Below are 22,678 nucleotides of genomic sequence, written 5' to 3'. Positions count from 1 at the left end.
AAGGAGGCGAAACCGTGAAGATCAACCGCACCGCAACGACACTCACCGCTCTAGGAATCACCGCAATGATGCTGGCCGGTTGTGCCTCCGCATCCGCAGACCCCGGCTCCGGCGAGGCCACGGGCGACGATCTGACCGAGGTCCGCCTCGGCTACTTCGCGAACGTGACGCACGCTCCGGCCCTGGTCGGCCTCTCGGAGGGCCTGTTCCAGGATGCTCTGGGCGACGTCGACCTGAAGACGGAGGTGTTCAACGCCGGCCCCGCGGCGATCGAGGCGCTCTCCGCCGGGGCGATCGACGCGACGTACATCGGACCGAACCCGTCGATCAACACCTTCATCCAGTCGGGCGGTGAGTCCGCACACATCATCGCCGGCGCGACGTCCGGCGGAGCGGCCCTGGTGGTCCGCGATGGCATCGATACTCCGGAAGACCTGGCGGGCAAGAACATCGCGACGCCGCAGCTCGGCAACACGCAGGATGTGGCGCTGCGCAGCTGGCTCGCCGAGGAGGGCTTCGAGACATCGACTTCGGGTGGCGGCGATGTGACCATCACGCCGACCGAGAACGCGCAGACCCTGACCCTGTTCCAGGACGGGCAGCTCGACGGCGCCTGGCTGCCGGAGCCCTGGGTCTCGCGACTGGTCGTCGAGGCCGGGGCGCACGTGCTCGTCGATGAGCAGGACCTCTGGCCTGACGGGAACTTCCCGACCACGGTGCTGCTCGTCCGCGCGGAGTTCGCCGCGGAGCACCCTGCTGTCGTCGAAGAACTGCTCGAGGGACACATCGCCGCCGTGCAGTGGCTCGATGAGAACAAGGAAGAGGCACCGACCGTCATCAACGACGCGCTCGAGGAGGCCACCGGCAAGAGGCTCGCCGACGAAGTGCTCACCAGGGCACTGGAGAACGTGACCTTCACGGTGGACCCGCATGCGGAGACCTTCGAGACGCTCGTCGAGAACGGACTGGCCGCCGGCACGCAGAAGGAGGGCTCGATCAAGGGCCTCTTCGACCTGCGCGCGCTGAACGCCCTCCTCGAGAAGGACGGCGCGGAGCCGGTCTCCGCCGCCGACCTCGGGGAGGAATGATGACTGCGCCCGCGGGGAAGACGGTGGGTGCGGAGGCGCCCGTGACCAGGCTGACGCCGAGCTTCGACAGCGTCACGCCCGTCACGGCACCGGCACCCCCCGTCGACCCCGCGGTGCGCATCTCGAACGTCACCAAGCGCTACGGATCCGGGCCGGTCGTCCTCGACGACGTCTCGCTCGACATCGCCCCTGGCGAGTTCGTCTGCCTGCTCGGCGCCTCCGGCTGCGGCAAGTCGACGCTGCTGAACCTCATCGCCGGACTCGAGCCGGTGACCTCCGGCTCGATCGGCACTCCCGCCGGCGGTGCCGCGGTGATGTTCCAGGAGTCCGCGCTGATGCCCTGGCTCACTGCGCGCCACAACGTCGAACTCGCGCTGCGCCTTCGCGGCGTCCCGCGCCGCGAGCGCCGCGAGGAGGCCGAGCGCCTGCTCGGAACCGTGAACCTGTCGGAGGCTGCGGACAAGCGCCCGCACGAACTCTCCGGCGGCATGCGGCAGCGCGTCGCCCTGGCCCGCGCCCTCGCCCAGGACCGCTCCGTGCTCCTGATGGACGAGCCCTTCGCGGCGCTCGACGCGATCACCCGCGACCTCCTGCACGAGGAGCTCGAGCGCGTCTGGCGTGCGACCGGCCGAACGATCGTGTTCGTCACCCACAACGTGCGCGAGGCTGCCCGGCTCGGCCAGCGCGTCATCCTGCTCTCCAGTCGCCCCGGCCGTGTGGCCGGCGAGTGGAAGGTCGCCTCGACCCGCGGCCGGCGCATCGAGTCGCCCGAAGTGGCGGCGCTGGCCACCGAGATCACCGCCGAGCTCCGGAAGGAGATCCGCCGCAATGCCTCCTGAAGCCGCATCCGTCGTGCAGAGCGAGGCCGCCGTTCAGACAGAGAACGACGACCTGGCCACCCTCTCCGCCGGCCTGGACCGCCTGCAGTCCGACACTGCACCGCAGAGGTCGCTCTGGCGTGAGGTGCTGAGCAAGACCCTGCCGCCGGTGGGGTTGCTGCTCGCCCTGCTCGCCGTGTGGCAGCTCTACATCGTCATCGCGAACCCGCGCCCCGACAAGGCGCCGAGCCCTGCGGCAGTCGCCGGCGCCCTCGGCGATTCCTGGGAGTCCGGCCGCCTGCAGGAGGCGGTGACCACCAGCCTCGAGCGCGGCGTCATCGGGTTCCTGATCGCGATCCTCGTCGGCACTGTGCTCGGGATGCTGCTCGCCGAGTGGAAGCTGCTCCGTCGCGCCGCCGGTCCGCTGATCTCCGGCCTCACGGTGCTTCCCTCGGTCGCCTGGGTGCCCGCGGCGATCATCTGGTTCGGGCTCAGCGATGCCACCGCATACTTCGTCATCCTGATGGGCGCCATCCCCTCGATCGTGAACGGCCTCCTCTCCGGCATCGATCAGGTGCCGCCGCAGTTGCGCCGAGTCGGCATCGTACTCGGCGCGAGCCGCTGGCAACTCGCGACCTCCGTCACTCTCCCCGCGGCTCTCCCCGGCTATTTCGCCGGCCTCAAGCAGGGCTGGGCTTTCTCCTGGCGGTCACTGATGGCGGCTGAGATCATCACCAGCGGCGGAACGATCGGCTTCGGCCTCGGCACGATGCTCAACCAGTCGCGCGAACTCGCGGATCTCGCCGGCGTGCTCGCCACGATCCTGCTCATCCTCGCGATCGGCATTCTGATCGAGCTGGCGCTGTTCGGCCCGATCGAGCGGCGGATGCTCCGCAACCGCGGCCTGATGCTGGGCGGTTCGCGATGACCGGCCGCGTCACTCTCGTCGGTGCCGGTCCGGGCGATGCCGGGCTGCTGACCCTGCGCGGGCTCCGCGCTCTGCAGGAGGCCGACGTCATCGTCGCCGATCGACTCGGCGCGCGCACGGTGCTGGAGCAGCTCGTGGACGAGGGCGAGCAGATCGACGCCGAGGTGATCGACGTCGGCAAGCTCCCTGGCCACCACCCGATTCCGCAGGACGGCATCAACGCCCTGCTCGTCGAGCTCGCGGTCGCCGGGAAGCGTGTCGTCCGCCTGAAGGGCGGCGATCCGTTCGTGTTCGGCCGCGGCCGCGAGGAGCAGTTGTTCTGCGAGGCCGCCGGCATCCCGGTCGACGTCGTGCCCGGCGTCACCAGCGCCGTCTCGGTGCCGGCCGTCGCCGGCATCCCGCTCACCCACCGCGGCATCGCCGCATCCTTCACCGTGGTGAGCGGCCACGACCAGATCGAACAGGTCCGCGGTGGCGGCGAACACACCGTCGTGCTGTTGATGGGCGTCGGCAGCCTCGCGCATTCCGCGCATGTGCTTGCCTCAGGACCACGTGGCGCCGACTGCCCGGTCGCGATCATCGAGGACGGGTTCGGTGATGGGCAACGGATCACCCTCGGAACACTCGGCACGATCGCGCACCTCGCGGCCGCACGTCAGGTGCGCTCCCCCGCGGTAGTCGTCATCGGCGATGTGGTCCGTCTCAGCCCGGATGCGAATTTCGCGGTCCCCGACGCTCTTCCGGTGGCATCGAATGCTGCGCGCCCTGCTCGTTCGCGCTGGACCGATGCCCTCGACGCCGGCCTCGCAGCCGACACCGGCCTGATCCAGGCCGTCGACACGCTCAATCCGTCGTCTGGTCGCCAGCCCCGTTCTTCTGCCCCCTCCCTCTTCTCGCGCACCCGTTGAGCCTGCAGCCCGAAAGGCCTCCTTCGTCATGACCTCTTCCTCTCCCACCCTGCGCGTCGCGATCGTCGGCGCCGGCCCCGCCGGCATCTACGCGGGCAATCTGCTCGCCGGAGCCGTCGCCGAACGCGGGCGTCGCGTCGAGATCGATCTGTTCGAGTCGCTTCCCGCCCCGTACGGTCTCATCCGCTACGGCGTCGCTCCCGATCACCCCCGCATCAAGGGCATCGTCAACTCGCTGCACGAGATGCTCGACGCCTTCCCCGCGGCATCCGATGACGAGCCGGCGGCGACGCGACGCACCATCCGCTTCATCGGCAACGTCGAAGTCGGCCGCGACATCTCCATCGACGAGCTGCGCGAGCGCTACCACGCCGTGATCCTCGCCACCGGCGCGATCCGCGATGCCGCGCTCGACGTGCCAGGGGTCGACCTTCCCGGCTCCTACGGCGCCGCCGATTTCGTCGCCTGGTTCGACGGGCACCCCGATGTGGCGCGCACCTGGCCGCTGGATGCCGAATCGGTCGCGGTCATCGGCAACGGCAACGTCGCCCTCGACGTGGCCCGCGTGCTTGCGAAGCACGCGGTCGACCTGCGCACCACCGAGGTGCCGGACAACGTGCTCGAAGGCCTCGCGTCGTCGGCGGTCACCGACGTGCACGTGTTCGGCCGCCGCGGCCCCGCCGACATCAAGTTCACGCCGATCGAGTTGCGTGAACTCGGCGAGGTGAACGACGTCGACATCGTGCTCTACAACGAGGACTTCGACGGTGTCGACCCGGCATCCGCTTCGACCAACCAGTTGAAGGTGATGCTGCGCACGCTGAACGGCTGGCGCGACCGCCCCCAGTCCGGAGCATCGCGGCGGCTGCACCTGCACTTCTGGCACGCCCCGGTGGAGATCACCGGTGACGATCGCGTGACCGGCATCCGCTTCGCGCGCACTGCTCCCGGCGCCGATGGCACCCTCGTCACGACGGGCGAGTTCCGTGACTACCCGATCCAGGCCGTGTACCGGGCTGTCGGCTACTACGGCACCCGCGTCGCAGGCGCGCCTTTCGACGAGAAGCGCGGTGTCGTGCCGAACGACGGCGGCCGGGTCGACGGCGAGCCAGGGCTGTACGCGACCGGCTGGATCAAGCGCGGACCGGTCGGCCTCATCGGGCACACGAAGTCGGATGCTCTGGAGACGATCTCGAACGTGGTCGGGGATGCCGAGGCGGGGCTGTTGACCGCACCCGACGACTCCGAAGACGTCCTCACGGTTCTGGAGGAGCGCGAGACCGAGTACACGACGTGGGACGGCTGGCTCGCCCTCGACGCGCACGAGCGCCACCTCGGCGAGAACCACGAGCACACCCGCGAGCGCGTCAAGGTCGTGCCCCGCGATGAGCAGGTGGCGGTGTCCCGCGACGGAGCGCTGGTGCAATGACGTATGTGATCGCTCTGCCGTGTGTCGATGTGAAGGATCGTGCCTGCATCGACGAGTGCCCCGTGGACTGCATCTACGAGGGCGAGCGTTCGCTCTACATCCACCCGGATGAATGCGTGGACTGCGGTGCCTGTGAACCGGTGTGCCCGGTCGAGGCGATCTACTACGAGGATGATCTCCCCGAGGAGTGGGCCGACTACTACAAGGCGAACGTCGAGTTCTTCGACGAGATCGGTTCCCCTGGTGGCGCGGCCAAGACCGGCGTCCTCACCTTCGACCACCCCGTCATCGCGGCCCTCCCGCCCCAGGACGGCGAGCATGGCTGAGACGGCTGCGGCGGAGGTGCCACCCGGCCCCGCCGCCGACCCGCCGACAGAGTACGACGTCCTCATCGTCGGCGGCGGACCGGCTGGACTCTCCGCCGCCCTCAACCTCGGACGCTCTCTGGTGCGCGTGCTCGTCATCGACGCGGATCGCCCGCGGAACGCCGCCACCCTGAACTCGCACGGCTTCCTCACCCGCGACGGCGTGCCCCCGCACGAGCTGCGCCGACTCGCGCGGGAAGAACTCGCCGCCTACCCCAACGTCGAGGTGCGGACCCGGGTGCGGGTCGCGTCGCTGGCGAAGACGGATGCCGGCTTCACGGCCGCCATCGGCCGGCGCGAGCCCACCGAAGTGGTCTCGGCGCGGTCGGTGCTGCTGGCCACCGGGCTTCGCGAGACGCTGCCGGATGTGCCGAATCTGCGCGGCTTCTACGGCATGAGCCTGTTCAGCTGCGCGGCCTGCGATGCCTGGGAGCTACGAGGGCGGCGGCTGGCCCTGATCGGAGAATCCGCGGATCTCGCCGACCGCGCCCGGCTCATCGGACGCTGGACCGAGAGCCTCACGGTGTTCACGAACGGCGCCGATACGGTCACGACGACCGAGGAGGCCGAGCTGGCCGCGGCCGGAGTGGCTGTGCAACGGCATCCGATCACCGAACTCGTCGGCGACCGAGGCCGGCTCGAGGCCGTCCGCCTCGCCGACGGCAGCGAGGTCATCCTCGACGGCGGATTCGTGCGCCCCGTCTGGGAGGCGGATCTGTCGTTCCTCGACGGCATCACGCCGCCGCTCGACGACGCAGGGCATCTGCTGACCGACCGCTCCGGGCGCACCGGGGTTGCCGGGTTGTACGCCGCCGGCGATGTCGCAGCTCCCGGACCTCAGCAGCTCATCGTCGCGGCCGGCGCCGGCGCGCGGGTCGCCGCGGTGATCGTGCACGACACGATCGGCGTCGCGACGGCGCACTGACGCGGCCCTGCTCGCCGAGGCCGAGGGATAGGCTGACCGGCATGACACGCACCGACGAGGTCCCGACGACGTTCCGTCTCATGGCCGTGGCTGCGGTGATCGCCCTGGCTCTGCCGCTCAGCGGATGCATGTTCGGTCAGATCCCCCCGAACGATCCGGGTGTCGACAAGCCTGTCGACGAGCCGGAGCCCAGCGACGAGCCGGCCGAAGATCCGGCCGGGGATCTCCCCGCCGCTCTGTCGTTCGCCCAGGGCCAGGAGCTCCCCTCGACCGCGTACATCGAGTGGGGCGACGGCCTCATGACCGACGATGGCTGGACCGTCGTGTCACCCGACAACGGCGACGGCGGTTGGAAGTACGGCACGGCCGACGGCACCTGCACCGCCCAGTTCTGGCAGGGCTTCATCGCCGACGTTCCGGTCGTCGCCGGCGACGACAGCGCGTCGTCGGATGCGATCCTCGGTGTGCTCCTGAAGACCGATACCGCCACCATCACGCCCGCCGCGACCACCGGTGAGTTCGGTTACCAGCCCGGTGGAGACGGGGGCGTCGAGAACCGTCAGGTGCTCGGCATGGAGGGCGATCGGTCCTGGATCATGGCCGCTCGCGCGTTCACCGCCACCGGCGTCGGGCTGTATCTCATCGTCGACTGCACCGGCGGCGACGCGAACGCCGTGCTCGCGGAGGTCATCGAGAAGAACGCGATCGTCGTCACTCCCTGACCCGACGCCGTTCGAATAGCGCAAACGGCTGCATTTTGGCTCGGAATAGAGCCCTTTGCGCTATTCGAACGGTCATTTCCCGCCGGGCGGACCGACCAGCAGCAGGATGACGTAGAGCGCGACGATCCCGACGACGAGGAGAGCCGCGAGCATCCACGGGCGGCGCAGGAACCAGCGCATCAGCCGGTCGAACCAGCGGCGGTCGCGCGAATCGTCGGTCTCCTCCAGGCGCCATGCGCCGCGCAGACGCCCGGTGCGGTGCAGCCACATCTCGACGGGGATCGTCGCGTAGGGCACGATCGCACTCGCGACGGCGAGCACGGCGACGCTCAGTTTCCAGCGCTGGTTGATGGCGACGAGGACTGCCGTCGCGGCGTAAGCGAGGAAGACGAAACCGTGGATGCCGCCGCCGATCGTGACCACGACACCGGGGGCGCCGAGCGCGCGGGCGATGATCGCCGAGATCAAGATCGTCCAGGTGATCGCCTCCGCGATCGCAAGAACACGGAACAGACGGTCGGGCGTACGGAACACGGCACTCCTCGGGTGGTTTCTGTCAGCGTAGAGGAGCGGAGCTATGGGTCAGCTCGGGCGGAATAACCTGCCGTCCGCCGACGTTCCTCACGTCATGGCGACAGTCGACTCGGATGCCCTCTCCCAGGTGCTCGGCTCCGTCGACCTCCGCGTCGGCGTGGCTCGTCGCGTGAGCCTGTCCGCCGGCTCGCTCCTGCCGCTTGCGCCCGGGGCGGCCACCCTGATCTATGTCGCGGCCGGCAGCGTGCACGGGCATCCGCCCCTGAGCACCGGGTGCCATCTCGATGTCGACCGCGCATCGCAGCACGTCGCCGTCGACCTGCGGGGCGACCGCGAGCATCTCGTCGCCGGTGACGCGTTCCTGACCCTGGGCGAACGGCCCTTCGCACTGGAAGCCGACGCCGATGCGGCCCTGATGATCGTCGACCTCGAGCTCTCGGACGCTATGGCGCAGTTGGGCTCCGTGCTGCCCCAGAACATCACCGTGACCGGGTTCGATGCTCTCGAGCCCGCCGCTGCGGCCCTCGCCGAGAACATGGGCCAGGTCGATGCCGGCGCGTGCCCGGTGCGCCAAGGCGACCCCGTCATCTGCCGGATGATGGCGACGACCGTGCTGCTCTCGGTGATCCGCGCGTGGGCCGAGAACGGATGCGCCCCCGAGGGCTGGCCCTCCCTGTCAAAGGATCCGTTCCTCGACCGCGTCGTCGACGCGATTCACGACGAACCGGGTCGGGACTGGACCGTCGAACGCCTCGCGAGCGTCGGAGCCATGTCTCGGTCGGTGTTCGCCGAGCGCTTCCGCAGCGCCTTCGGTCGCTCCCCGGCGGACTACGTCACCGAGGTGCGCGTCGACGCTGCGAAGCGGATGCTCGACGCCGGCCACCCCGTCTCGACGATCTCGCGCGACCTCGGTTACGCCTCGGACGAGGGCTTCAGCCGCGCCTTCCGCCGTCGCACCGGGCTGACGCCCTCCGCCTGGCGGATGGCCAACCGCACCGCCGTTCCGGCGTAGCGGCAAGGGCCCGCGGCATCCGCCCCCCGCCCCTCAGGCCCGGATCCGGTTCGACAGCCCGAACAGCACCGCACCGACCATGAGCGCCGCCGCACCGGCGATGTACACGAGCTCCACGCCGAGGGTGTCGACGAGCAGCCCGCCGACGCCGGCCGCGACCATGATCGCTCCCTGGAAGCCGACCACCACGAGGCTGCCTCCGGCCTCGAGTCGGTCCGGCATCCGGTGTCCCACCCAGGTGTTCACGACGATGAGCCACGAGGCGAAGAAGAAGCCCCAGACGGTCACGACGATCCCGAGCCCGACCACCGTTCCGGAGAGCAGGATCATCGCTGCGACGGCCACCGCGATGACCACCGGCGCGAGCACCGCGAAGAACTCGAAGGAACGGTCGATCACGATGCCGATGATGATGTTGCCCACGAGTCCGCCGGCGCCGAAGAGCGCCAGCAGCACCACGATCGTGGAGGCATCGACGTCGGGAATGCGCTCCAGCGCGAGGCGCACGTAGGTGTAGGCGAGGAAGTGGCCGAGCACGACGAGGACGTGGCCGATGAGGCCGAGACCGACGCCCGGCCGGCGGACGGTGTCGACGAGCAGGCGGATGCTGGACGCCTGAGCGGCGGGGACCGAGGGCAGAAGCGTGCGCAGGCCGATGGCCAGCAGCCCGGTCGCGACGCCGGCAACCGCGAAGACCACGCGCCAGTCGGCGAGCTCTGACAGCATCACACCGAGCGGGACGCCGGCGACGGTTGCCAGTGACGCACCGGCCGAGGTGAACATGACCGCTCGGCCGAGGCGCTCGGGACCGGCGATCCGGACCGCGACCGTGATCGACATCGACCAGAAGGCGCTGATCGCCGCACCCAGCAGGAATCGTGCGAGCAGCACGATCAGCAGGCTCGGCGCGATGGCGACGATGAGGTTGGAGACAGCCGCGGCGAGCGCCATCCAGACGAGCAGCGAACGGCGATCCAGCCGCGGGAACATCAGTCCGACCGTCGGCGCGACGATGAAGCCGACGAGCGCGGTGACCGTCACCGTCTGGCCCGCCTGTCCTGGCGTGACGCCGAGGGCTTCCGCCATCTCGGTGAGCATGCCGTTGGGGAGGAACTCGGCGGTCACCAGCAGGAAGCTCATCAGCATGACGACGATGAGCCCGCCGTAGCGGATTCTCTCCGCACGGGAGGCGGGGGCGGTGGGAACAGGAGCGGTGATCGTCATGGTTCCACGTTCGCACCGAACGGATGCCTCCACCCGACCGGTCGTCCACCGCATCCGACCATTCGTCCGGCGCCGCCTTCAGGAGGCTCGCAGGCGGGGCCGCAAGAGTGAGCGGGTGCGCATGACGGGGCGGAGGCGACGGATGCTGCGCCTCGCCGCGCTCGCGACCGCCGGCCTCGTCCTCTCGGCGTGCGCTCCCCAGGTCGGGGACGATGACTGGACGCTGGAGCCGATCGGCTTCCACAACCAGATGACCGGACGCCCTGGCGACACGTTCTTCGGCGACACCCCGTTCGCGAACGAGCCTCGGATCGACGTCGCCTTCGGCATGTCGATGCTCGCGGCAGACGGCACCGGCGGATTCTGGGCGATGTCGGCCGGCTCGTGGCCGCACCTCGGAGCTGATGGCGAGAAGCTGGCACGCTTCAACACCGAGTTCGACGATCCGCTCACGCGCATCAAGGCGATCTCGGCGCTCTCCTCCACCGAGCTCGCGGTGGTCCGCGACGACGGGCACCCGGTGCTGGCCGTGCTCGACACCACGACAATGACGATGCGCGACCTGCCCGGCGAGCCGCCCACCGAGTTCCCCGACTTCGGCGACTTCGTCTTCGGCGATGTGGCCGTGCACGACGGCGACGCGATCGTGGTGCGCTACCAGCCCCGGCCACCCGCGTACATGGACTACGAGGTGCTCCGCATCGACCTGGACGACGGCGAGCGCGAGCTGCTGTACGGCCGGCCGCTCGCGCTGTCGGAAGCGGATGCCGCACCTCCCGCCGTTCCTCCGATCGACGTCGATGTCGACGCTTCGGGGCGCATCTATCTCGCGACCCCCACGGCCCGGATCGTGCTCGACCCGGACGGCACCGAGCGAATCGTCGAACGGCAGGACGCCGATCTCGCCCGGGTCGCCGTCCGTCCGGACGGAGTGGCCCTGTGGTGGGGCGGCGCCCCGGGCCCACCCGCCGCGAACGGAGTGATCGTGGGCGGTTCGGGCGAGGCGCGCGCCTCGATCGAGCTCCGCGAAGGATGCGCCGAGCCCCCTCTGTACCGCGCAGATGCCCTGCGGATGACGGACGGGATGGCGGAGCATCCGCTGCCCTTCCTCTGCGGCGCGAACGCAGCAGTCTGGACCGGGTCGTCGTGGGTGGTGGCGATCGGCGGCGAGGGTGACGGCGTGCTCGTGCGACTGACACCGCCGGCAGACTGACTCTGGACACCCGACCTCGTCAGGGCCTAGGCTCGACGACGCACCGGGATGAGCCCGGAAGGCCAGAGCGAGAGGAGCCGAGGACATGAACACCGTCTTTGTCGCGCCCCTCGCCGACATCCTTCCCTGAGGCCGCCCGCTCCTGTTCCGCGGTGTGGCCCTTCTCCTGGAGCCACCCCTTGTCAGAACTCTTCGCGTCTTTCGACGCATCCCCTTTCGAAACCACCCTCGCCTTCGCCGACGTCGAACCCGGCGAGGGCCAACGCTGGACCACCTGGCCGGCGGTCACCCCGTCCGAGCGCGGACCGGAGCCGCGCCCGTCATGGGTCGTGACGTCGGCCGGCGCACTCGACACCGAGCTCGGCATCCTCAAGACGGGCAAGGAAGCGGATGTCTTCCTGCTCGAGCGCGCGGTGCCGGATGACCCCACCCAGCGCACCCTGCTGGCGGCGAAGCGGTACCGGAGCAGCGACCATTCGAGCTTTCACCGCTCGGCCGTCTACACGGAGGGCCGCAGCACCCGCAACACCCGCGACACCCGAGCGCTCGCGAAGAAGTCGAGTCACGGCCGTGAGGTCGCAGCCGGCGCCTGGTCGTTCGCCGAGTTCGAGGCGCTGTGCCGGATGTGGGAGCTCGGCGCGCCGGTGCCCTACCCGGTGCAGGTCAGCGGCACCGAGGTGCTGATGGAGTTCCTCGGCGATACGACCGGCACCGCCGCTCCGCGCCTCGCACAGGTGCGGAGCGACCGCGCCGAGCTCGCGGATTTCTTCGTGCAGATCGTCGACCTCATGCGGATCTTCGCCGCCGCCGGCTTCGCCCACGGCGACCTGTCGGCGTACAACCTTCTCGTGCACGAGGGCCGAGTGCGGGTCATCGATCTGCCGCAGATCGTCGACATCATCGCGAATCCGCAGGGACTCGACCTGTTGCACCGCGACTGCGTGAACGTCTGCGACTGGTTCACCCGCCGCCGCGTGGAGTGCGATGCCGAGGAGCTGTTCGCCGAACTGCTCGCAGCGTCGTACACGTGAGGCCTCGGCATCCACCCTTTCCCCACCGCTCCCGTCGCGAAATAGCTCGGTATTCGGCCGCCATACCGGGCTGTTCTGCGACGGGAACGAAGGGAAGCACGCTCCGCGACCCGTTCACGGGGTCGTCCGGCGCCGAGAACGCAGGAACTGCTCTCATTCCCGTCGGTTGAGAGCAGTTCGCGCGTTCTCGACGGATTCCGGATGCTGCAGCACCGCATCGAGCAGAGCGACCAGGGGCGGCGGCATCCGCTCGATCGGTAGCGCATCGACGATGTCGGCCGCGAACCGTGCCTTGCGCCCCGCGGCCGTACCGGCGAAGCGATGCAACTGCGCCTGGATCGTGCGGGCACGCTGCGCCGGCTGATCCTGGAAGACACGAAATCGCGCAAGCTCGCCACGCTCGGCGAGGGTGTCCAGCACGAGGTCCGACCCTGCGGCCGCGATCACCTCATCCTCGAGGTCGCGCTCACAGCCGAAGAAGCCTGCGGCATCCGGCTCGCCGCCCTCCTCGAGGATCCCCGAGTCGACGAGGACACCGACGACGTATCGCCGCTCAGCGGTGTCGTAGAGACCGAGCACTCGTGTCGAACCGGACTCCCCTGCCGAACCGGCGGCAGGGCGCATCTCGGCGAGTCGGCGACGAAGGTTCGTGATGCCGCCCATGTTGACGAGGCTGACCGCCTTCGGATCGATCACCGCGTCGAACCGGCGCCCGAGCGCCTCGAAGGCGAGCAGGTCGCTCTCCCCTTCGAACAGCACGACCGTGTGCGACGCGGCATCCGTCTTCGGCATGCGTCGACACTACTTGAGCCCGATGCCGGCCGGATTGCGCGCGGCGCGCCGTCACCGGCCGTTCACCGGGCAGCGCCAGACTTCGATCATGAGCGACGATGCGATGATCCCGAAGCCGCAGGCGCCCGCGAACAGCGGAGCCGTCGGCGTGATCGGGCTGGACCTGCGCGGCGAGACACCGGCGCCGAAGAAGCAGGTCTACTCCTGGGCTCTGTGGGACTGGGCGACGCAGCCGTTCAACACCGTCATCCTCACGTTCATCTTCACCGCACTCTACCTCGTCACCGATGCGTTCCTGCCGGCCGACATCGCGGCGCTCGACAAGAACGACCCGGTGAAGGAAGCAGCGATCGCCGAACTCACCTCGGGCCTGGGGCTCGGGTCGACCATCGCCGCGTTCGCGATCCTGCTCGTCGCTCCGGTGCTCGGCCAGCGGGCGGATGCCGCCGGGCGGCAGAAGCTCTGGCTCGGCATCGGCACCGGGGCCCTCGTGCTGTGCATGTTCGGCCTGTGGTTCGTCGAACCCGTGCCGAGCCTGTTCTGGGTGGGCGTTGCCCTGATCTCGGCAGGATCGGTGTTCGGTGAGATCGCAGCGGTGAACTCGAACGCCATGCTGATCGGCATCGCCAATCCGAAGACCGTGGGACGCATCTCGGGACTCGGCTGGGGCTTCGGCTACCTCGGCGGCATCGTCGCGCTCGTGATCGTCGTCGTGCTCGACGCCGTCGACTGGCTGGGGATGTCCACCGACAACGGCCTGCCGTTCCGGCTCATCGCGGTGGGTTGTGCGGTGTGGGCGATCGTGTTCAGCATCCCGATCTTCCTGAACGTGCCGGAGCCATCGCTCGGCCGGCCCGACCGGAAGGTGGGATTCTTCGCGTCGTACCGGCTGCTCGTGCACGATGTGGTCGGCCTGTACCGCGACCCCGAGACGCGGCCGACCTTCTGGTTCCTGCTGTCGAGCGCCGTCTTCCGCGACGGCCTGGGCGGTGTGTTCGCGTTCGGCGCGGTCATCGCCGGCACCGTGTTCGGGTTCGAGTTCCAGCAGCTGGTGATCTTCGGCATCGCCGCCAACCTCATCGCCGGCGTCTCGACGATCATCGCCGGCCGGTTCGACGACCGGTTCGGGCCGAAGCCCATCATTCTGGTGTCGCTCGCGTCGATGGTCGTGGCCGGGCTCGCCGTGTTCTTCCTGGTGGATGCCGGCACCACGGTGTTCTGGATCGGCGGCCTGATCCTGTGCGCCTTCGTGGGCCCCGCGCAGGCGGCGTCTCGCTCCTTCCTCGCCCGAGTGACTCCGGCCGGACGCGAGGGCGAGATCTTCGGCCTCTACGCGACGACAGGCCGGGCCGCGAGCTGGATGGCGTCGGGAGCCTGGACGGTGCTGATCGCCCTCACCCACCAGACCTCGTTCGGCATCCTCGGCATCGTGATCGTGCTCCTGGCCGGATTCCTCCTGCTGCTCCCGGTCAAGGCGGCCCGCTGAGTCGGACCTCCGGCCGTCCGGCGGCGCCAGGTGGTACATCCGTCGGTCGAAAAGTACGAATGTCGGTCGAAACGGCCGATTCTGGCCGACATCCGTGATTCTGAGCCGACAGGTGTACCGGCCTCGGCGTACCGGGGCGCCGCTCCGACTTCAGTCCCAGTTGTCGGCGAGCTTGCCGAGAAGGCGGGCGAGGTCGCGCTGCTCGTCGTCGGTGAACGCCGCGAGCGCGCGACCGAGCAGTTCGCGCCGTTCTCCCCGCATCCCTCTCGCGAGCTTGCGCCCCTCATCGGTGAGCGCGATGCGCGTTCGACGGGCGTCGTCGGGGTCGGCCTCGCGACGCACGTAGCCGAGTTCGACGCCCTGCTGCACGAGGCGTGAGGCACGCGGCTGATCGACACCGATCGCCTCTCCCAGCGCGCTGACGCTGAGCGGGGTGGATGCGGCGGCGAGCGCCTCCAGCATCCGCAGCCGCGCGGGCGCGCCGAGTCGTCCCGGCCCCTCGGCCATCCACGGCGGCATCCCCGGGTGCCCATGCCGGCCGAACTTCTCGCCGCGCGGACCGTCATGCCCGTGCGGGCCACCATGCCAGCCGTGCGGACCACCGTGGCCGCGCCCCTGCGGGCGGCGTCCGCGCAGACGAGACAACGCCTGGGCGATTGCTTCAGCGGGGTCGATCTCTTCGGAACTCACCCTCTGACTTTACATGCGACTTGACATGCATTCACATCGCATGTCACACTACATATACATGCATGGTGACAACCACATGCACATTGACATTCACTATCGAGATCAAAGGATTTCACCCATGAACACCACCGACACACACAACCCCGACCACACGTCCCGTCCCTTCGGCTACTGGCTGAAGGCCGCTGACCGGCTCATGGCCGCCGAGTTCATCACTGCTTTCGAGTCCGAGGGCATCACCCGGCGCGACTGGCGGATGCTGAACATCATCGACGGCACGGTTCCGTCGCGGCGCCCCGTGAACGAGCACAAGCTGCACCGACTCGTGGAGCGCGAGTGGGTCGTCGCCGACGGCGACGGCTGGACACTCACCGATGACGGCCGCGCGGCCAAGGAGCGCCTCGGCGCGACCGTCGACGAGATCCGCGCCCGCGTCTCGAATGCCGTCTCCCCAGAGGACATGGCGATCACCCTCGCCTCGCTCGAGAAGATCGCCAAGGCCTTCGGCTGGGACGAGGAGACAGAGATTCCTCGCGGTCGCGGTCGCGGCCGCCGGTTCGCATTCGGTCCTCGCGGTTTCGGACGGCACGGCTTCGGCCCGCACGGCTTCGACCCTCGCGGGTTCGGACCCCACGGCCACGGCCACTGCGACCAGGCCTCCGAGGGCGGCCATGGCCACGGCCACGGCCACGGCGACCGTCGCCGCCACGGGCGGCCCCCGTTCGCGCACGTCGCGCAGGGGGCCTACGAGCGGGGCTTCGACGCCGGCTTCACCCGCGGGCGCGACGCCTGACGGACACTCATGAATCCAGGGGGACGGATGCTGCGGCATCCGTCCCCCTGGTGTTTCCACCGACGGATACCGGTACGACCGCGCTCATGAAGACATCGATGGGGTCTTCCGCGTCGACGACGAAGCCGTGCCGTTCGTAGAGCCGACGCGCCGGGCTCCCGGCGAGAACATTGAGGCGAACGCACTGCCCGGCGTTCTCCGCCAGCACGGCCGCGAGAATCGCAGCCCCGATCCCGCGCCCCTGCAGTTCGGGTCGGAGGTAGAAGTGCTCCAGCCAGACGCTGTCGCCGTCGGGGCGCATCGAGATCGAGCCGGCGTCCGTGCCGTCCACGACGATCACGCGCGTCCGCGCAGGAACGAAAGCGTCGATGAACCGCTGCCGGACTCGGGCCGCGTCGTAGCGCCCCAGCCTCTGCAGGTCATCCAGGAGGACGACAGCACGGAGCTCAGCGATCCACCCGGCATCCGCAGCTGCACTCGGCCGCAGGCTCCACATGCCTCGAGCCCCGCTCAGATCGGCAGCGAATAGTAGAACTGTCGGACGGCCTCATCGTCGGGACCTTCGACGAACAGCACCCAGGGCTGTGACTCGTCACCGGTGACGGACCACAGGATGCTCAGTGATCCGGCCCCGAGATAGTCGTTCCGGATTCCCTTGCCCTCGAAGACCTCGTCAGTGACGTCGGCTTCGCCGCGCTCGCCGGCGAGCGTCGCGTACGCCGCATCGGCTCCCGCATCGTTGTCGAAACCCCAGACGGTGAAGCTGATCGTGCCGACCGACGACTCGTACTTCGCTCCAGCTGTCTCCGAGGCCGGGACCACGGCGACGTCGGCGGTCTCCCATGCGTCGGAGAGCTGCCAGGTGACCGCACCATCAGCACCGGTCACGCTCTCACCGACCACGGACGAGACCTCGACGCAGAGCTCGCCGGCGAGCGTCGCGTACGCCGCATCGGCTCCCGCATCGTTGTCGAAACCCCAGACGGTGAAGCTGATCGTGCCGACCGACGACTCGTACTTCGCTCCAGCTGTCTCCGAGGCCGGGACCACGGCGACGTCGGCGGTCTCCCATGCGTCGGAGAGCTGCCAGGTGACCGCACCATCAGCACCGGTCACGCTCTCACCGACCACGGACGAGACCTCGACGCAGAGCTCGCCGCACTGCTCTGAAACCGGCTGTGCGACGGGTACGGGTTCGGCGGCCGTGGTCTCGACGGGGCGTGCAGCGCTCGGCTCCGCCGTCGACGATTCGATCGCCGAGGGCTCCTGGGCCGCGAACTCCCAGGGAGCGTTGTTGAAGAGATAGACGAGCGCGATGACCGCGCCGATGAGCAGCACGACGAGCCCCGTGAAGATGCCGATCGTCCAGCCGCGGTAGCTGTTGGGAGCCGCCGTCCCCGGCACGAGGTACGGATTCGCGTCGGTGTAGCCGCTCGAGACGGCTTCAGTCGGGGAGTCCGCGATGGCCTCGTGGGTCACCGGCGCAGGAGCGGGCGGGGCCGGCGGTGCCGCGGGTGCGGGTGGTACGACTCGCTCCGGCAGAGCCGATGCGGGGAGCACCGGCTCCGGGATGATCGGATCCGGGACGACCGTCTCCGCGCCCGGAGCAGACGTTGCGCTGCCGAACGTCGGCGGAGCCGGCACCTCGAAGTCGGGCACGACCGAATTCGGGTCGGCGAGGTCCGGCTCGACCACGGGCGGGTTCGCGGCCGTCAGAGCCGGCTCGCCCACCGGCATCGGAGGTGCGGCGGCAGCATCCGGATTCGAGTCCTGCGGAGCATCCGTACTGTCGCCGCTCATGTCAGCCTCCGAGGGAGCCGACATCGGTGGTGCCGACGTCGGTGCGGTGGAAATTCTGGAAGGAGCGGGATGCCGTCGGCCCGCGCTGCCCCTGGTAGCGGTTGCCGTACGGGCCGGAACCGTAGGGATTCTCAGACGGCGATGTGAGGCGGAAGAAGCAGAGCTGACCGATCTTCATGCCTGGCCACAGCTTGATCGGCAGCGTCGCGACGTTCGCCAGTTCGAGCGTGACATGCCCCGTGAAGCCCGGGTCGATGAATCCGGCCGTGGAGTGCGTGATGAGGCCGAGACGACCGAGTGACGACTTGCCCTCGAGGCGCGCGGCGATGTCATCCGACAGCGTCACCTGTTCGAATGTCGCGCCGAGCGCGAACTCCCCCGGGTGCAGGATGAACGGCTCGTCCGGATCGACCTCGATCAGCCGCGTGAGTTCGGGCTGATCCTCGGAAGGATCGATGAACGGGTATTTGTGGTTGTCGAACAGGCGGAAGTAGCGGTCGAGGCGCACATCGATGCTCGACGGCTGGATCATCTCCGGCTCGTGCGGGTCCAGGCCGATGCGGCCTGATGCGAGTTCTGCCCTGATGTCGCGGTCGCTGAGAAGCACGGCCCCAGCCTACGGGCAGATGGCGCCCGGCGCTTTTGCCATCCGCGACGCGGCAGGTAGGCTTGCCTTCACCTGATCCCTCGGGATCGGGTCCGGGACTGTAGTTCAATGGCAGAACTTCTGCTTCCCAAGCAGATAGCGCGGGTTCGATTCCCGTCAGTCCCTCCACGAGATGTTTCCTGTCGCAGCGACCGTCAGCTGGGCCGCTCGAAGGCCCCGGCTGACGGCACGTCACCGGCCGAGCCGGGAACGATCAGTCCCATCTCGTACGCGCTGATGGCCGCCTGGGCCCGATCGCGCAGATGGAGCTTGGTCAGCACGTTGCTCACGTGCGTCTTGACCGTGTGCTCGCTCACCACGAGCTCTGCGGCCATCTCCGCGTTCGAGCGGGCGCGGCCGAGCAGGACGAGGATCTCCAGCTCTCGCGCGGTCAGCACGTCGCGGTACCGCACAGGGATGTCGGGAAGAGGCCGCCCCTGCACCACCGCTTCGATGAGGCGCCTGGTCACCGAGGGCGCGATCAGCGCGTCACCGGCGGCGACCACTCGTACGGCCTGCACGAGGTCGTCGCGGCGCAGATCCTTGAGCAGGTAACCGCTGGCTCCGGAGCGGAGTGCGTCGAAGACGTAGTCGTCCTGGTCGAAGGTGGTCAGCATGATGACCCGGGTCGGCGTGGCGGCGCAGATGGCCTTCGTCGCCGCGATGCCGTCGAGCTGCGGCATCCGGATGTCCATCAGCATGACATCGGGCCGGTGCACGTGGGCGGCCGCGATCGCCTGCAACCCGTCGCTCGCTTCTCCGACGACGTCGATGTCCGGCTGGGCGTCGAGGATCATGACGAAGCCCGTCCTGACCAGCTCCTGATCATCGGCTACGACCACCCGGATGCTCATGGGGTGGGAATCCGAGCTGCGACCTCGAACCCGTTCGCGCCCACTCGCGGACCGAACCGCGCCGATCCGCCGCACGCCGCCGCTCGTTCCCGGATGCCGATCAGTCCAGCCCCGCTGCCGATGTCCTCTCCCGGCACGGCGGCATGGGCGCCATCATCGACGACCGAGATCCTGAGCTCGGCATCCTCCCATCGCAGCCCGACCACGACGCTCTCGGCGTCGGCGTGCTTGATCACGTTGGTGAGCGCCTCCTGGACGATTCGGTACACCGCCACCTCGACGTCGGGCGGCAGGGCACGGGGGGTGCCGCTCGACTGGAGGGTCCCGTGCAGGCCGACGCCGGCGACGAGGTCGGGGAGCCGGGCGAGAGTCGGTTGCGGCGCGCGGGCGAGGTCCGGCTCGGCGAGCAGTCCCAGTGTTCTTCGCAACTGCGTCATCGCGTCGCGGCCCGCCTCTGCGATCGCGTCGAAGATGGCTTCGGTGCGCCCGGGGACAGCAGCCCCGGCCGCCGCGCCGGCTTCCGCCTGCACGACCATCAGGCTGACCGCGTGGGCGAGGATGTCGTGCATATCCCTGGCGATCCTGGCGCGCTCCCGCTCGGCCGCGCGCTCCGTCTCCACCGCACGCTCGCGCGCCACCCGCGCCGCCCGTTCCTCGAGCATCGTCGTGTTCTCCCGGTGCAGTTCAGCGCTTCGGCCCAGCGCGTAGGCGGCTCCCCACAGGATCGCCTCCCGGATCCCGACCGCCAGCGATCCGAACACGCCGCCGATGACCGTGATGCCGACGGCCGCCAGGACGAGGGTGATCCGTCGCTGGCGCTGCGGCGCCCGATCCGCCACCGCATACATCAGCATGAGCGCGCCGTACCAGATCGGCTGCTCCGGCCCCTCGCTTCCGACGACGGCGTAGACGCCGATCCCCGCCGCGGAGATCAGCAGACACACGATCGGTGCGTAGCGTCGACCGAGGACAGGAAGCGAGACGAGCAGGACCGGGAGGAACTCAGCGGCGGTCCACGGGCGGCCGTCGCTGCGGGTGGTGGCCAGGAACGGCGTGACCTGCCCGGCCAGCGCCAGCACTGTGAGCGCCGCGTCGACACCGGCGGGTGGAAGTCTGCGCAGGCGCGCAGACCAGCCGTGCAACGCACGTCGTATCGCTGAACCGTCGGACATCGACTCCTCCTCGGATCGCGCCTGCGACCGACGCTACTCCCGTGGCGACCTGCCGTCCTCACTCGTGCGAGGGAGGGAGGAGATCGGTCGCACCGGCGATCCGCTCTCCCCTCGGAACGAGCACTGTGGGCGGTGTCCCATCCAGCGGAGGAGTCGTCATGTCATCGAATCACCTGTCCACAACGTCATCATCGCCTCGCCAGGAACCGTCCCGTGCGACACGGGCGGCTGCCCTGGTCACCGGGCCCGCTCTGCTCCTCGTCGGCGTGGTTCTCATGATCCTCCCGGGGTTCTGGACGCTGTCCCACCTGGTCTTCCTCGCCGGCAGTCTCGCGATGCTGTTGACCGGCCTCGCGCTGATCGGTCTGTGTGCCGACAGGCGTCCGGCCTGGCCCGGCCGGACAGCACTCGCACTGACCGCGGCGGGCGCGTTGGCGCTGGCCGGCCAGTTCGTCATCGACTTCGTCGTCATCCGCCTCGGTGACGGTGATGCCGAGGCTGTCGATCGCCTGTTCGATCGGATCCAGAGTGCTGCGCCGCTGGATCTGATCTTCTACACCGTCGGCCCCGCGCTGCTGTTCACAGGACTCGCGGTCTTCGGCATCCTCCTGGTGCTTCGCCCGCGCCTGCAGCGTGTGCCGGGATGGATGCTCGTGGCCGGCGCCTCACTCATGGGTGTGGCCCGGGTCGTCGAGTCCCGGCCGACGGAGGTCGTCGCGCTCGCAATCATCCTCATCGGGCTCGCGCTGACCGCGCGGGCAGCCGGTGGCCGAGAGGGATCGTACGACGTGACGATCGACCGGCCCACGAACACGAACACCACTGCAGGAAGGAACGCACATGAATGATCGACTGCTCACCGACAGGACCGCCGTGATCTACGGAGGCGGTGCCATCGGCGGCGCCACCGCACGGGTGTTCGCCCGAGAGGGTGCGAGGGTGTTCATCGCCGGACGGACGCCGGCACGTCTCGACGCCCTCGCGAGCGCCATCGCAGCCGAGGGCGGAACGGTTGTGACCGCGCAGGTGGACGTGCACGATCAGCGCGCGGTCGAGCGGCATGCCGAGCAGGTCGCATCGACCGCAGGAGGCATCGACATCGCCATGAATGCGGTGAGCATCCCGCACGATCAGGGCACGGTCTTCGCAGATCTCTCGGTGGAAGCGTTCATGGAGCCGATCGACGGCTTCCTGCGGGCGCTGTTCATCACCAGCAAGGCCGTCGCGCCGTTCATGGGTCGTGAACGCCCGGGCGTCATCCTCACGCTTTCCGAGCCGGGCGCCAAGCTCGCGGCGCCCGGAATCCTCGGGCACGGCGTCAGCGCAGCAGGCAAGGAGGCGTTCTCGCGGCTGCTCGCAGCCGAGCTGGCGCCGAGCAACATCCGGGTCGTGGACATCCGTCCGCACGCGATCGTCGATGCTCCGGCCGCGGGCTCCTACACTCGTGAGCTCTTCCACCCGTTCGCTGAGGCGGGCGGGACATCGGTCCAGGGATTCCTCGCGGACGCGCTCGCGCAGGGAACCCTCCTGAAGCGTCTCCCCACCCTCTCGGAAGTCGCGGAGATGGCGGCCTTCCTCGCGTCGGATCGAGCAGGGTCCGTGACCGGAACCGTGATCAACCTCTCCGCCGGCGCGCTCGTCGATTGACGACGCGTGTCAGCTCCATTCAGGGCAACAGGATCGTGGCGAGCGTCACGGCTCGAGCACCCTTCCTGTCGGCATCGGCGTAGGGCGCGAGCAGTTCCCCGAGGCGCATCTGCAACTCGGCGAGGTCGTCCGTGGTGACGTGGAGCTGAGTCATCCCGAAGCCGAGATAATCTCGCGCCTGCGCCTCGCCTGATGCCAGCGAAGCGTCGAAGCGCTCAGCCACCTGCCCCAAGTAGGTGAGGAAAGCGTGGCGCAACTGCTCAGCACCCATCGCCTGCAGTTCGTCGCGGTCCACATGCGCCATCCGCTCTCCGAGCGCGAGTGTCCGCTCGACCGCGCCGCGGATCTTCCTTTCGCCGACCACCGCGACGATGCCGGCATCGACCAGCGCGGCCACATGACGGTAAAGGGTTGCCGTCGCGACGTCGGGGAGTGCCTCGCGCAGCGCGGTCGTCGTGACTTCGTGCGTCCCGATGTGCTGGATGATCCGCATCCGCAGGGGGTGCATGATCACGTCGGCGATCGGTGTCGTCTTGCGCATCGGCTCTCGTTTCATTATTCTCATGATGAGAACATTCGCATTGTTCTCATGTCTGAAGAC

25 protein-coding genes and 1 tRNA gene are annotated in these 22,678 nt (G+C 69.1%); 16 read left to right on the top strand and 10 right to left on the bottom strand.

Annotated features, from left to right (window positions below):
* Positions 1-14 precede the first annotated feature (14 nt).
* From MRBLWO13_RS06045 to MRBLWO13_RS06010, 8 genes are read left to right on the top strand one after another with little or no spacing between them, the layout of a single operon-like run.
* The gene (locus tag MRBLWO13_RS06045; RefSeq protein ID WP_341976988.1) at positions 15-1,088 is read left to right on the top strand and encodes an ABC transporter substrate-binding protein; all 1,074 of its coding nucleotides are present in this window, start codon (positions 15-17) and stop codon (positions 1,086-1,088) included.
* Entirely contained in the window at positions 1,088-1,927 is an 840-nt protein-coding gene (locus MRBLWO13_RS06040) for an ABC transporter ATP-binding protein (protein WP_341976986.1), read from the top strand. The genes MRBLWO13_RS06045 and MRBLWO13_RS06040 overlap by 1 nt, the downstream gene beginning before the upstream one ends.
* Positions 1,917-2,834 (top strand): ABC transporter permease, encoded by a 918-nt coding sequence (locus MRBLWO13_RS06035; protein WP_341976984.1) that lies wholly within the window; start codon positions 1,917-1,919, stop codon positions 2,832-2,834. The genes MRBLWO13_RS06040 and MRBLWO13_RS06035 overlap by 11 nt, the downstream gene beginning before the upstream one ends.
* Positions 2,831-3,742, top strand: coding sequence for a uroporphyrinogen-III C-methyltransferase (gene cobA, locus MRBLWO13_RS06030; RefSeq protein WP_341976982.1), 912 nt, complete (start codon positions 2,831-2,833; stop codon positions 3,740-3,742). The genes MRBLWO13_RS06035 and cobA overlap by 4 nt, the downstream gene beginning before the upstream one ends.
* A 28-nt stretch (positions 3,743-3,770) precedes the next feature.
* Complete coding sequence (locus tag MRBLWO13_RS06025) at positions 3,771-5,171, top strand: FAD-dependent oxidoreductase (RefSeq protein ID WP_341976981.1); 1,401 nt, start codon at positions 3,771-3,773, stop codon at positions 5,169-5,171.
* A complete protein-coding gene (gene fdxA / locus MRBLWO13_RS06020) occupies positions 5,168-5,497 on the top strand; it encodes a ferredoxin (RefSeq protein ID WP_341976979.1) in 330 nt (109 codons plus the stop codon). Before MRBLWO13_RS06025 ends, fdxA begins: the two co-directional genes overlap by 4 nt.
* Positions 5,490-6,461, top strand: coding sequence for an NAD(P)/FAD-dependent oxidoreductase (locus tag MRBLWO13_RS06015; RefSeq protein WP_341976977.1), 972 nt, complete (start codon positions 5,490-5,492; stop codon positions 6,459-6,461). The genes fdxA and MRBLWO13_RS06015 overlap by 8 nt, the downstream gene beginning before the upstream one ends.
* Positions 6,462-6,502: 41 nt before the next feature.
* Positions 6,503-7,183, top strand: a complete 681-nt coding sequence (locus MRBLWO13_RS06010) for a hypothetical protein (protein ID WP_341976975.1) — start codon at positions 6,503-6,505, stop codon at positions 7,181-7,183.
* Positions 7,184-7,255: 72 nt separating this feature from the next.
* Here MRBLWO13_RS06010 and MRBLWO13_RS06005 read toward each other — a convergent pair whose 3' ends face one another.
* Complete coding sequence (locus MRBLWO13_RS06005) at positions 7,256-7,717, bottom strand: DUF3817 domain-containing protein (protein ID WP_341976974.1); 462 nt, start codon at positions 7,715-7,717, stop codon at positions 7,256-7,258.
* 94 nt (positions 7,718-7,811) lie between these two features.
* Here MRBLWO13_RS06005 and MRBLWO13_RS06000 point away from each other — a divergent pair, with 94 nt between their 5' ends.
* Positions 7,812-8,729 (top strand): AraC family transcriptional regulator, encoded by a 918-nt coding sequence (locus MRBLWO13_RS06000; RefSeq protein WP_341976972.1) that lies wholly within the window; start codon positions 7,812-7,814, stop codon positions 8,727-8,729.
* 33 nt (positions 8,730-8,762) lie between these two features.
* Here the strand turns inward: MRBLWO13_RS06000 and MRBLWO13_RS05995 are convergent, their stop codons facing one another.
* The gene (locus tag MRBLWO13_RS05995; RefSeq protein ID WP_341976969.1) at positions 8,763-9,953 is read right to left on the bottom strand and encodes an MFS transporter; all 1,191 of its coding nucleotides are present in this window, start codon (positions 9,951-9,953) and stop codon (positions 8,763-8,765) included.
* Between the two features lie 115 nt (positions 9,954-10,068).
* Here MRBLWO13_RS05995 and MRBLWO13_RS05990 point away from each other — a divergent pair, with 115 nt between their 5' ends.
* On the top strand, positions 10,069-11,166 hold the full coding sequence (locus MRBLWO13_RS05990; RefSeq protein ID WP_341976968.1) for a hypothetical protein: 1,098 nt from the start codon (positions 10,069-10,071) through the stop codon (positions 11,164-11,166).
* Between the two features lie 179 nt (positions 11,167-11,345).
* Positions 11,346-12,197, top strand: a complete 852-nt coding sequence (locus MRBLWO13_RS05985; protein ID WP_341976966.1) for an RIO1 family regulatory kinase/ATPase — start codon at positions 11,346-11,348, stop codon at positions 12,195-12,197.
* A gap of 153 nt (positions 12,198-12,350) precedes the next feature.
* Here the strand turns inward: MRBLWO13_RS05985 and MRBLWO13_RS05980 are convergent, their stop codons facing one another.
* Positions 12,351-12,989: a TOPRIM nucleotidyl transferase/hydrolase domain-containing protein gene (locus MRBLWO13_RS05980; protein WP_341976964.1), complete on the bottom strand. Its 639-nt coding sequence runs from the start codon at positions 12,987-12,989 to the stop codon at positions 12,351-12,353.
* 88 nt (positions 12,990-13,077) lie between these two features.
* Here MRBLWO13_RS05980 and MRBLWO13_RS05975 point away from each other — a divergent pair, with 88 nt between their 5' ends.
* Entirely contained in the window at positions 13,078-14,475 is a 1,398-nt protein-coding gene (locus tag MRBLWO13_RS05975) for an MFS transporter (protein WP_341976962.1), read from the top strand.
* Between the two features lie 150 nt (positions 14,476-14,625).
* On the opposite strand, the gene MRBLWO13_RS05970 is transcribed toward MRBLWO13_RS05975, so the two are convergent.
* Positions 14,626-15,165: a MarR family transcriptional regulator gene (locus MRBLWO13_RS05970; RefSeq protein WP_341976960.1), complete on the bottom strand. Its 540-nt coding sequence runs from the start codon at positions 15,163-15,165 to the stop codon at positions 14,626-14,628.
* A gap of 118 nt (positions 15,166-15,283) precedes the next feature.
* On the opposite strand from MRBLWO13_RS05970, the gene MRBLWO13_RS05965 reads away from it, so the two are divergent.
* On the top strand, positions 15,284-15,958 hold the full coding sequence (locus tag MRBLWO13_RS05965; RefSeq protein WP_341976959.1) for a hypothetical protein: 675 nt from the start codon (positions 15,284-15,286) through the stop codon (positions 15,956-15,958).
* 7 nt (positions 15,959-15,965) lie between these two features.
* On the opposite strand, the gene MRBLWO13_RS05960 is transcribed toward MRBLWO13_RS05965, so the two are convergent.
* The 3 genes from MRBLWO13_RS05960 to dcd are packed head-to-tail and all read right to left on the bottom strand — an operon-like array spanning position 15,966 to position 18,365.
* The gene (locus tag MRBLWO13_RS05960) at positions 15,966-16,454 is read right to left on the bottom strand and encodes a GNAT family N-acetyltransferase (protein ID WP_341976957.1); all 489 of its coding nucleotides are present in this window, start codon (positions 16,452-16,454) and stop codon (positions 15,966-15,968) included.
* Positions 16,455-16,468: 14 nt separating this feature from the next.
* Positions 16,469-17,758, bottom strand: coding sequence for a hypothetical protein (locus MRBLWO13_RS05955; protein WP_341976956.1), 1,290 nt, complete (start codon positions 17,756-17,758; stop codon positions 16,469-16,471).
* A gap of 1 nt (position 17,759) precedes the next feature.
* A complete protein-coding gene (gene dcd, locus MRBLWO13_RS05950) occupies positions 17,760-18,365 on the bottom strand; it encodes a dCTP deaminase (RefSeq protein ID WP_341976954.1) in 606 nt (201 codons plus the stop codon).
* A gap of 94 nt (positions 18,366-18,459) precedes the next feature.
* On the opposite strand from dcd, the gene MRBLWO13_RS05945 reads away from it, so the two are divergent.
* Positions 18,460-18,533 (top strand) — tRNA-Gly (locus MRBLWO13_RS05945).
* A 26-nt stretch (positions 18,534-18,559) separates the two neighbouring features.
* Here MRBLWO13_RS05945 and MRBLWO13_RS05940 read toward each other — a convergent pair.
* Positions 18,560-19,258, bottom strand: coding sequence for a response regulator transcription factor (locus tag MRBLWO13_RS05940; RefSeq protein WP_341976952.1), 699 nt, complete (start codon positions 19,256-19,258; stop codon positions 18,560-18,562).
* The gene (locus MRBLWO13_RS05935) at positions 19,255-20,430 is read right to left on the bottom strand and encodes a histidine kinase (protein WP_341976950.1); all 1,176 of its coding nucleotides are present in this window, start codon (positions 20,428-20,430) and stop codon (positions 19,255-19,257) included. Before MRBLWO13_RS05935 ends, MRBLWO13_RS05940 begins: the two co-directional genes overlap by 4 nt.
* Positions 20,431-20,588: 158 nt before the next feature.
* Between MRBLWO13_RS05935 and MRBLWO13_RS05930 the strand changes: the two genes are divergently transcribed.
* Positions 20,589-21,278 carry a hypothetical protein gene (locus MRBLWO13_RS05930; protein WP_341976948.1) on the top strand — a complete coding sequence of 230 codons (690 nt, stop codon included), beginning with the start codon at positions 20,589-20,591 and terminating at the stop codon, positions 21,276-21,278.
* Complete coding sequence (locus MRBLWO13_RS05925) at positions 21,271-22,077, top strand: SDR family oxidoreductase (RefSeq protein WP_341976946.1); 807 nt, start codon at positions 21,271-21,273, stop codon at positions 22,075-22,077. The genes MRBLWO13_RS05930 and MRBLWO13_RS05925 overlap by 8 nt, the downstream gene beginning before the upstream one ends.
* 19 nt (positions 22,078-22,096) lie before the next feature.
* On the opposite strand, the gene MRBLWO13_RS05920 is transcribed toward MRBLWO13_RS05925, so the two are convergent.
* Positions 22,097-22,618, bottom strand: a complete 522-nt coding sequence (locus MRBLWO13_RS05920) for a helix-turn-helix domain-containing protein (RefSeq protein ID WP_341976944.1) — start codon at positions 22,616-22,618, stop codon at positions 22,097-22,099.
* Positions 22,619-22,678: the final 60 nt, after the last annotated feature.

The sequence above is a fragment of the Microbacterium sp. LWO13-1.2 genome (assembly GCF_038397725.1).
In the GTDB taxonomy this organism is placed as follows: Bacteria; Actinomycetota; Actinomycetes; order Actinomycetales; family Microbacteriaceae; genus Microbacterium.
Note: the sequence above shows the minus strand (reverse complement) of the source record. Positions and strands in the feature narration are given on the sequence as shown.